The 9,387-nt window shown below is 64.9% G+C and carries 9 protein-coding genes; 1 reads left to right on the top strand and 8 read right to left on the bottom strand.

Features of this window, described 5'->3' with window-relative positions; translation table 11 throughout:
* From RMO23_RS16660 to RMO23_RS16650, 3 genes are all read right to left on the bottom strand, one after another.
* Positions 1–2,362 (bottom strand): penicillin acylase family protein (locus RMO23_RS16660; protein WP_309683805.1); only part of this gene is annotated, 2,362 nt, incomplete at its 3' end.
* A gap of 63 nt (positions 2,363–2,425) precedes the next feature.
* On the bottom strand, positions 2,426–3,358 hold the full coding sequence (locus tag RMO23_RS16655) for an adenylate/guanylate cyclase domain-containing protein (protein WP_309683803.1): 933 nt from the start codon (positions 3,356–3,358) through the stop codon (positions 2,426–2,428).
* A 98-nt stretch (positions 3,359–3,456) separates the two neighbouring features.
* Positions 3,457–4,896 carry an aldehyde dehydrogenase family protein gene (locus RMO23_RS16650; RefSeq protein ID WP_309683800.1) on the bottom strand — a complete coding sequence of 480 codons (1,440 nt, stop codon included), beginning with the start codon at positions 4,894–4,896 and terminating at the stop codon, positions 3,457–3,459.
* 313 nt (positions 4,897–5,209) lie between these two features.
* Between RMO23_RS16650 and RMO23_RS16645 the strand changes: the two genes are divergently transcribed.
* A complete protein-coding gene (locus RMO23_RS16645) occupies positions 5,210–5,551 on the top strand; it encodes a hypothetical protein (protein WP_309683798.1) in 342 nt (113 codons plus the stop codon).
* A gap of 24 nt (positions 5,552–5,575) precedes the next feature.
* Here the strand turns inward: RMO23_RS16645 and RMO23_RS16640 are convergent, their stop codons facing one another.
* The 5 genes from RMO23_RS16640 to RMO23_RS19715 form a co-directional block, all read right to left on the bottom strand.
* A complete protein-coding gene (locus RMO23_RS16640) occupies positions 5,576–6,559 on the bottom strand; it encodes an LD-carboxypeptidase (RefSeq protein ID WP_309683796.1) in 984 nt (327 codons plus the stop codon).
* A 36-nt stretch (positions 6,560–6,595) separates the two neighbouring features.
* The gene (gene tadA / locus RMO23_RS16635; RefSeq protein ID WP_309683794.1) at positions 6,596–7,993 is read right to left on the bottom strand and encodes a tRNA adenosine(34) deaminase TadA; all 1,398 of its coding nucleotides are present in this window, start codon (positions 7,991–7,993) and stop codon (positions 6,596–6,598) included.
* A gap of 65 nt (positions 7,994–8,058) precedes the next feature.
* On the bottom strand, positions 8,059–8,694 hold the full coding sequence (locus RMO23_RS16630; protein ID WP_309683792.1) for an FMN-binding negative transcriptional regulator: 636 nt from the start codon (positions 8,692–8,694) through the stop codon (positions 8,059–8,061).
* Between the two features lie 37 nt (positions 8,695–8,731).
* The gene (locus RMO23_RS16625) at positions 8,732–9,325 is read right to left on the bottom strand and encodes a 2'-5' RNA ligase family protein (RefSeq protein WP_309683790.1); all 594 of its coding nucleotides are present in this window, start codon (positions 9,323–9,325) and stop codon (positions 8,732–8,734) included.
* A gap of 2 nt (positions 9,326–9,327) precedes the next feature.
* Positions 9,328–9,387, bottom strand: a complete 60-nt coding sequence (locus RMO23_RS19715) for a hypothetical protein (protein WP_405041619.1) — start codon at positions 9,385–9,387, stop codon at positions 9,328–9,330.

The following is a 9,387-nucleotide window of genomic DNA, read 5'->3' as shown; positions in this document are numbered from 1 at the left end:
TGGCAAAGGGCAACTTTTCGTCGTTGGCCCAGTACTGGCCCACGTTGACGGTGAAGGCATCGCCGCCGGTGGGCACCCGCACATCAAAAAAGCGCGCCAGCGCGGGCACATTGCCAAACGGTTTGTGGGCCGACAAGGCGTTGTGGGCCGCGCCCCAGGTCCATTGGCCGACCTGGTCGCCGTAGTCAATTTGCAGACGGCTCAATGCCCGCTTCAGCGCCAGCGCAGACGCCGCCGCGCAGCCGGGCTTGCCGCACCAGTCGGTATCGTCGCGCGCCATGATGTCTTCGATGGCGCTTCTGAAATGGCGCTTGCCGTAAAGCGCCTTGAAGGTCGCCTCGCCCAGCTTGCCGCCTATTACGCCGCGCGTGAGTTCGTCGGCCCAGGCCGCGAAAATCAGCGGCGCGGCCTGGTCGGCCCGCATGACGCCGTCAAATCCGGTCAGCACCCCCTGGGCCGCGCCGGCCAGTGGATGAACAGAGGTGTCTGCCAGGGCTTTCTGCAGAAACGGCAGCAGCTTGAGCGTGGCGGGCGACAGCAGGTCGCCCTGCAGCTCCTGCATCGAACTCAGGTTGTGTTTGGACGTGGCGGCCAGCATCTGTTCGATGCGCTCGTGGCGGTAGGGCACGGTCCAGTCCTGGCCCATGAAGAAGGGGTAGCCGGGCGGCGTGATGCGCTGGTTGGCGGTGGCGAACCAGCCCCTGGCTTCAATCGCCTGCTGGCTGGTTTGCGGTGTTTGCGCATAGGGTAGCCAGCCGGCCCAGTCGTATCTGGCGTCCCAGCCGGGAGACGGGGCAATGCCCAGAATGTCGTTGTCGGGTTTGCGCAGTGGCACCTTGCCGATGGCCTTGAAGGCAACGCGGCCTGTGGTGTCGGCCACGACCAGGTTTTGCATCGGCGAGTGGTAGGCCGAAAACGCCGCCAGCAGCGCCTCCGAGGACTGCGCGTAATTGGCGCGCAGACCGGCCAGCACGGTCTGGTTGTCGGCATCCAGCGCGCTCCAGCGCAGGGCCAGCACGTACTTGCCGGTGTCCAGCAGCTCGGCATGCGACTTCTGCACGTCGCTGAGTACCGGGCCATGACGGCTTTCGCGCACCAGGATTTGCGTATCAGCCTGGCCCTTGACCCTGATCACTTCGTTGCGGGTCTTGAAATCTTCCCAAACCGCCTCGGCCGTGCTGCCGGGCACTTGGTACTGGCGGGCGTTGGCCGGGTTGACGCGCTCCAGGTACAGGTCCTGCACGTCCGGGTTGGTGTTGGTAAAGCCCCAGGCGACGTTGCGGGTGCGGCCCAGCACCACAAACGGCAGGCCCGGCAGGGTGGCGCCCATCACGTCCAGCGCCGCCGTCGCGCTGCCGTCAGCCGCCCTGCCCGCTGGCGCCTGCAGCCGCGCAAAGTACCAGATCGCCGGCGCCGACAGGCCCAGGTGCGGGTCATTGGCCAGCAGCGGCTTGCCGCTGGCACTGTGCGAGCCGGCCACCACCCAGTTGTTCGAGCCCTTGCCGTCGACCTGGCCCAGGCTGGCCGCCCAGTCGTTGATGTCGGCCGCCAGTCCGGGCGCGGTTTTTTGCGCTATTTGTTGGTCAAATAGACCTCTAGCCCAATGATTACGTGCCTTAGCAGCTATTGTTTTTGTAGCGCCCGGAATGCCTGGCCGGTACACGCCGAGGTCCGCATAAAGCCTGGAAAAATCCACGCTGGAAGCCGGCTGCTCGCCTGGGTAGGGCGGAAACAGCGTCCAGAGCTGGCGGGTTGCCAGGGTTCTGGCGGCCGACAGGCGGGCAAATTCGGTGCCCCAGTTGCCGCCCAGGTCCAGCGCCATCATCAGCGACCAGCCCAGGCTGTCGGTGGGCGACCAGGCGCTGCCGGACTTGCCACCGGGCTTGACGCCCAAGAGGTGAAATTCGGGCGACAGCGCCTGCGCTGCGCTGGCATAAAAGGCGTTGATGCCCTGGCTGTAAGCCTGCATCGCCTCGCGCGCCTCGGCCGGCAGGCTTTGCCATTGCCGTTCGGCCGCCTGCACAACACCCAGGGTGCGCAGCAGCTTGTCGGTGTCCAGCGTGGCCGGGCCAAACACTTCAGACAGCTCGCCATGCATCACGCGGCGGTTGAACTCCAGCTGCCAGCCGCGTTCTTGCGCATGCACATAACCCAAGGCAAACCAGGCGTCGGGGGCCGACTGGGCCTGGATGTGGGTGACGTCGGCCGTGTCGCGCGCCACCGTCACGCGGCTGGCCAGGCCGGCGGCCGTCAGCTCGCCATCGAGCGCGGGCAGCGCCCGGTACGCATAGACGGCCAGCGCCGCCGTCAGCAGCAATAGCAGCAGCAACAGGGCCGCGGCAAGGCGTTTAAACCAGATCAAGAGGGCTCTCCCGGTGAACAGGCATGACCGGCGCAGACACAAGGACCGCCCCGCGGGCGGCCCTTATTTGGGACGACCTGCGCGGGCCGCCGAAAACCTGAAACTGACGGTCGGCACGGTGAAGTCTTCAAACGGGCCGCCCATGGCGATTTCGCCGTCCTGCAGCAGCACGCACTCCTGCCGGCGCAGCGTGACCACGGCGCCGGTGCCACCAAAGCGCACGCTGGTGCCATAGCTGCTGACATCCTGCAGGTAAAACTTGCCGGCGCGCCATTCGATTTTGGCGTGCTTGCGCGAAACCCGCGGGTCCTGCACCACGAACTGGGCGTCAAGGTCGCGCCCCAGAAAAACCGGCAGCTGCTCCACGCCAAAGCTGGCGTTCACGTCCAGCCACGACAACTCGATGCGTTCGGGTGGTGCGGTCGAGGGGGAAAAAACCGAAGGCGCCAGGCTTGCCGCCACCGTCAAAAAATCGGACAGCACCTCGTTTTGCCACTCGATCCGATGCACGTCGCAGGGCTCGACGCGTCCCCGTATGGTCATCGGCCCCAGGCTGCGCGAGCGCACCGGGCTGTTGGGCGCCAGCTGGTTGATGACCGCATCGGTGGCCAGAATCTGGTCCGGGCCCGACAGGTCGCTCAGGCGCGAGGCCACATTGACCGCATCGCCAAAGCAGTCGCCGTCCTGCTCGACGATCTGGCCGCGGGCCATGCCAATCTGCAGCCGCATTTTGAGCGGGTCGGGCCAGCTGCGAAGCCGGTCCAGGTGCCGCCGCTGCATTTCGGTCACCGCGTCCAGCGCCTGGCTGTTGACCGGAAACACCGCCAGCACGCCGTCGCCCAGGTATTTGACAACCCGCCCCTTGTGGGCGTGGCAGACCTTGCCGACCCAGTGAGTCAGCCCGGTGATGGCCTGCGTCGCCTTGGCATTACCCAGCGATTCAAAGATCGCTGTGCTTCCGGTGAGATCGGCAAAAACGACGGTGACTTCTGCCATGGAAAGTGGGCTGCGCCTGCGGGTGGGTGTTGCGGGTGATTACACCATATGTACTCGTATTGAAACTGACGTTGCGCAGGGCGCGGCGGCGCCGGGATTCAGGCCGGGCTGGGTTTGAACTGCAGCGCCTTGAACTCGAGGAACTCTTCAAACCCATAGACACCGTTTTCACGCCCGTTGCCCGACTGCTTGTAGCCGCCAAACGGCGCATTGCCGTTAAAGGGCCCGCCGTTGATATCGACCTGGCCGGTGCGCAGGCGCCGCGCCACCTTGAGCGCGTGCTCGTCGCTGCCGCTCCAGACCGCGCCGCCCAGGCCGTAAATCGTGCTGTTGGCGATGCGCACGGCCTCGTCTTCATCCTGGTAGGCAATCACCACCAGCACCGGGCCAAAGATTTCTTCCTGGGCCAGCGTGTCGCTGGCCTTGATGCCCAAAATGGTGGGCTGCACAAAATAGCCACTGGCCATGGCCGGCGCCTCTGCGCCGCCGGCAATCACGTCGGCACCCTCCTCGATGCCGGTGCGGATGAAGCCGAGCACCCGGTCGCGCTGGGCGCTGCTCACCAGCGGGCCGAGCTTGCTGCTTTCGTCCAGGCTGGGGCCGATGCTGAATTTGGCGATGGCGGCCTGGGCCAGCGCCCGGGCTTCGTTGTAGCGGCTGGCCGGCACCAGCATGCGGGTATGGGCCGAGCAGGTCTGGCCGCTGTTGAGCATGCACGCAGACACGGTGCCCTTGACGGCCGCTTCCAGGTTGGCGTCGTCCAGAATCACGCTGGCCGACTTGCCGCCCAGTTCCAGCGCCACCCGCTTGACCGACTGGCTGGCCAGTTCGCTGACGCGCTTGCCGGCGCGGGTGGACCCGGTGAAGCTGAGCATGTCGACCTCGGGGTGCGTGGCCAGCACCTCGCCCACCACCGGCCCCAGGCCATTGACCAGGTTGAACACGCCCGGCGGCAGCCCGGCTTCGTGAATGATCTGGGCCAGCATCATGGCGTTGACCGGCGCGATTTCACTGGGCTTGAGCACCACGGTGCAGCCCGCCACCAGCGCCGGCGCAATCTTGAGCGTGATCTGGCTGAGCGGAAAATTCCACGGCGTGATGCAGCCGACCACGCCGATCGGCTCGCGCACCACGAGTGAGTTGCCGACTTTTTTCTCCCACTCGAAGTTGCGCGCGACCTTGGCAAAGTTGCCCCAGTGCCAAGCCGGGCCGCCGACCTGCACCGCGCGCGCCATCTTCAGCGGCATGCCGACCTCGCGGGCAATCGCCAGGGCCAGTTCTTCGCTTCTGGCCTTGATGCCGGCGGCCACTTTGTCGAGGTAAGCGGCCCGGGTCTCTACCGGCAGCGTGGACCAGGCCTCAAACGCGGAGCGCGCCGCCAGCACCGCCGCCTCGGCCTCGGCCGCGGTGCCCGCCGGCACCGTCGCCATCAGGGCTTCGGTGCTGGAATCGTAAACCGGCAGGGTTTCAGGCGACTGCGCCTTGACCCACTGGCCGTTGATGTAATGCGAAGCGTAAACAGTGCTGGAAGTGGTCATGACGGTAGTTATCTGAGGTTAAAGGGTGACAAAGTGACGCTTGCAGCAACTCATCAGCGGCGCTGGCCGGCCTTGAAGACTGCATTCAGAATGCGTGTAATTCAAAAGAATTAACCATCGTTAAAAATCAGAATCAACTTTATGTTCAAGGCCTAAGTCCATGATTTATTTGTTGTTTTTTTGTAAGAATTGCTGGTAACCCAGCTTGTGTGCGGGCCCGGCCAGCCTTAATCTACCAGAAGAAGTCACTCCGAGTGACCCGAGGCAGCGCAACCCCAAGGACTCAGGGAAAACCGCAGAACACCCATTCGCCATGCGCAGGTTCAAACCTAATTTCAAAAACTACTTTCTGGCCCTGATGGGAAGCAGCGAGTTCAGGCCGTCCACTCTGGAAGGCCAGACCGAGAGCATCCGCCAGTTCATCCTGCAGGAACTCGGCGAGTTCACCGAAAAAAATCAGCCCAAAATCGTGCTGCGTGTGCGCTATGCGCAAGACATCCAGACCCTGTGGTATGCCCGCGGCGACATCATGGCCGAGCTGTCAGCCAAACACGGCGAAACCATCGCCCGCGAAAAAATAGCCCGCATCAGCGACAAGTTCAAGGGCCTGCTGCCGCGCGGCCTGAGTTCCCGGCCCAGTTCCCTCACCAGCTGAGCGCAGCCGCCAGCCCGCCCCGGCCTAGTGCTGGTGGCCCCACAGCAAAAACGCATCCCTGCCCTCCACCGCCAATGTGGTTTTGTAGCCCACCGGCAGCAGCACTTTGGTCGCCACATGGCCAAAGGGCAAGCCGGTCAGCACCCGCGCCTTGATCTGGTTTTGCAGCCAGGCCACCACACCGGCCAATTTGAAGCCCTTGTCGTGCGGCGCCAGCTTGTAGTTGCTGAACTGGCCGAAAATCACGGCCTTTTGCTGCGCCAGCACACCCGCGTGCAGCAGCTGCGTCAGCATGCGCTCGACCCGGTAAGGGTGCTCGCCGACATCCTCCAGAAACAGGATGCCGCCCTTCACGGCGGGCAGGTAGGGCGTGCCGACCAGCGACGACAGCATCGCCAGGTTGCCCCCCCACAACATCGCATTTTTGATGCTGAATTGACCTGTAGCCCCCGAATCATGCGCAGAACCAGCTATTGAATTGATAGCGGGCTGGGGGCCGGTTGGCGCGGCAGGCTTAGGCGGTTTAGGCAGCTGCCAGCCCGTGCCCTCGCCCTGCCCGCTGATCAGGTCGTCAAAACAGGCTTCCATGATGTCGTCGGGCGTGGCCTCGGTGCCAAAGTCCTCGCCGAGCGCCGGGCCGGCCCAGGTCACGGCGCCGGTCTTGGCCAGCAGCGCCATCTGAAAGGCAGTGAAGTCGCTCAGCCCGACGAACTGCGTGCCCTTGTCGATGGATTTGGCGACGGCCTTGTAATGGATGCCGGGCAGGATGCGTGACAGGCCGTAGCCGCCGCGCGACACCAGGGCCACGTCGGCCCCGCTGGCCGCCGCGCGGTGAATCGCCGCCAGCCGGGTCGCATCGTCGCCGGCAAAGCGCTGGTGCGTGGCCAGAGCGGCCTCGTCAATTTCGACCTCGTGGCCCAGCGCCTGCAGGCGCTTGACGCCACGCTTGAAGCTGGCCTTGTCGCGCACGGCGCTGGAGGGAGAGTAAATATAAATATGTTTTTTCACGGCCGCCAGTATCCCATCGTCATGCAACCACCCGGCTCAGGCCCGAAAGAAACGCAGCGCCCGCTCGGCAATCGCCTGCCCATGCTCCTGCACAAAATGACCGGCCTGCGCCAATACCATGGGCTCGCCGCAGCCCCGAATGTCGGCCTGCAGCGCGCGCATTACCGGCAAACCCAGCACCGGGTCCTGCGCGCCAACGGCCATCAGCGTCTGCCCGGCCCAGCGCTCGCGTAAAAACTCACGCGCCTGGCGCGAAATGGCGGCGCCATCGGCGTCTTCCAACTCCGGCACCAGCGCGGGAAAGGCGCGCAAGGCGGCGCGGTGGCCCTGGTCGGGAAACGGCGCGTTGTAGGCCTGGCACTCGTCGGCGTTCATCTGCGGGTTGCCGCGCGCAAACAGCCGTGCCACGTCAAATTCCGGATTTTTGGCGCACATCTCGCGCCAGGCCAGAAAGCCGGCCGACAGCGGCACGTCGCCGGTCGCCAAGGTCGTGTTCATCACCAGCAGGCCTTGGTATCGCCCGGGCGCGGCCATGGGCAGGGTCAGGCCGAGCAGGCCGCCCCAGTCCTGCACCACCAGCACGATGCTCTTCAGGTCCAGCCGCTCCACCAGTTCCAGCAGCACCTGGCGGTGCCGGCTGAAGCTGTGAAAGCTGTCTTTCTTGGGTTTGTCGCTTTTGCCAAAGCCAATCAGGTCCGGAGCCAGCACCCGGTGCCCGGCCTGCAGAAAGAGCGGAATCATCTTGCGGTAAAGGTAGCTCCAGGCCGGGTTGCCGTGCAGGCAGAGATAGGTCAATTGATCCGTTCGTGCTAAGCCTGTCGAAGTACCCTCGTCCAGGTAATGCAGGCGCAGGCCGGCGAGCGCGGGCAGGTCGCTCAGGTAATGCGGCGGCCAGGGGAAGCCCGGCAGATCGACGAAAGCGGCCTCGGGCGTGCGCAGCGCGTCTTCGCGCAGCGGGTGCGCCTGGCGGGCCTCTGCGCGCTGGTCGGCGCGGCGCTGGCGAAAAAAGTCCTGCAGCAGCGCCGCGCACTCGTCGGCCAGCACCCCACCCTGCCATTCGGTCTGGTGGTTAAGCCGGGGCTGGGCAAACAGGTTGACGACCGAGCCGGCCGCCCCGGTTTTGGGGTCGGGCGCGCCAAACACCACGCGTTTGAGCCGGGCGTGCAGCATGGCGCCACTGCACATGGCGCAGGGCTCCAGCGTCACGTACAGCTCGCAATCGTCAAGCCGGTAGTTGCCCAGCACCTGCGCCGCCGCGCGCAGCGCCACGATCTCGGCGTGGGCGGTCGGGTCGTGGCCGTCAATCGGAGCATTGCGGCCGGTGGCGATGACCTGGCCGCGCCGAACGAGCACCGCACCGACCGGGACTTCGCCCACGGTGGCGGCCTCGCGGGCCTGCGCCAGGGCCAGTTGCATGAAGTCGGCGTCAGACATCGGTGCTACTTTTTTGATAGCTGTATGTGCCCTTTGGGTCTGGGCCAGAGGCACTTTTCATCGTCTTATTGGGCATCTGGCAGCGCCGTGTTCAGGCCCAGCCGGTCCATCCACAGCGCCAGCGCCTGTTCATTGTCATTGCCGGCCGCATATATCGCCTGCATGGCGGCATGGGCCTCGGGGCGGTGCTGGTTGATCTTGATCTTGCATTGCAGGTCAGTCACCCGCAATTCAAAGCCCACAATGCCGGCCAGCATCTTGTGGGCAAAGTCTTCGCCCAGACCACGCCATTGTTCGGCATAAGGCGGCTCATGGTCGCCGATCAGCTTTTTCAGCAGGCGGTCCTTGGCCTCGGGTTCTTCCACCAGCGTGGCCTCGACGGTGCAATGCACGGCCAGGTAGTTCCAGGTCGGCACGCGCGCCAGGTCGGGGTAGACCTTGGGCGACATATAGGCGTGAGGCCCGAGAAAGGTCGCCACGGCTTGGGGCCTTGCCTGCAGGTGGCGCCAGTGCGGGTTGGGCCTGGCAACGTGGCCCAGCAGTACCAGTTCGTCGCCGTTCTGCTCCAGATGCAAGGGCAAGTGCGTGATGTAGGGCAGCCCCGCGTCATCGACACTGATCAGGCTGGCGAACGGGTAGGCGCGCATCAGCGGAGCGGCGTGCTCCTGACGCTGGCCCTTGAATTGGGGTGGAAGGTACATGGCTTGAGTATCGGTCCGGAGCGCCTGAGCTGCCAGCTCAGCCGCGCAGCGGCCAGCGCGCGAGATGGATGTGGCGGGTCTGGCCTATCAGGCTGTGCACCAGCACCAGTTCGCGTGCCATCCAGGAGACCGGCTCGATGGCCTGCTCGGGCACATGGCGCTTGTCGTAGGTCAGCGTCATGTGCGGCGTGAACCTTGCGTCAACGCAGTGCCCCAGCTGCGTCGTGACCATCGCCTTGCCCAGCGCTTCCTGAAACGCCATGGTGCGCTCCAGCCCCGCCTTGCCACGCAAGACAAACGGATGGTTTGCGGTTTTGAAAAAACTCATCACACCGTCAAATCTCACCTCGAACGGCGGCATCCTGATGCTATCGCCCGCTGCCCTGGCTTTCTCAAGCAGTTCCGGCGGGACGCCCGGCTCAGGATAGTCACCCAGGTGATGCAGGGTGATATGCAGGTGCTCGGTGATGATGGCCTTGCCCGCCAGGTTGTTTGCCTTTCGCAGCCGGACGGAGACCTGCGCCAGGCGGGCAGCCGCTTCTGCGTCAGGCACCAATGCAAAGAACAGCCGGTGCTTCAGCGGTGGAGCTTCCTCCAGCCCCGGCAGCAAGGCTTGCTGCTGGTGCCGCATGCTTACTCCCACTCGATGGTGGCGGGCGGCTTGCTGCTGACGTCGTAGGTCACGCGGTTGAT

Source organism: Polaromonas sp. (assembly GCF_031411155.1).
Lineage (GTDB): Bacteria > Pseudomonadota > Gammaproteobacteria > Burkholderiales > Burkholderiaceae_C > Polaromonas.
Note: the sequence above shows the minus strand (reverse complement) of the source record. Positions and strands in the feature narration are given on the sequence as shown.

Bases quoted from the DNA above. Each gene is read 5' to 3' on its own strand.
- RMO23_RS16655 (WP_309683803.1), bottom strand. From the start codon at position 3,358: ATGGCAGAAGTCACCGTCGTTTTTGCCGATCTCACCGGAAGCACAGCG.
- RMO23_RS16650 (WP_309683800.1), bottom strand. From the start codon at position 4,896: ATGACCACTTCCAGCACTGTTTACGCTTCGCATTACATCAACGGCCAG.
- RMO23_RS16645 (WP_309683798.1), top strand. From the start codon at position 5,210: ATGCGCAGGTTCAAACCTAATTTCAAAAACTACTTTCTGGCCCTGATG.
- tadA (WP_309683794.1), bottom strand. From the start codon at position 7,993: ATGTCTGACGCCGACTTCATGCAACTGGCCCTGGCGCAGGCCCGCGAG.
- RMO23_RS16630 (WP_309683792.1), bottom strand. From the start codon at position 8,694: ATGTACCTTCCACCCCAATTCAAGGGCCAGCGTCAGGAGCACGCCGCT.
- RMO23_RS16625 (WP_309683790.1), bottom strand. From the start codon at position 9,325: ATGCGGCACCAGCAGCAAGCCTTGCTGCCGGGGCTGGAGGAAGCTCCA.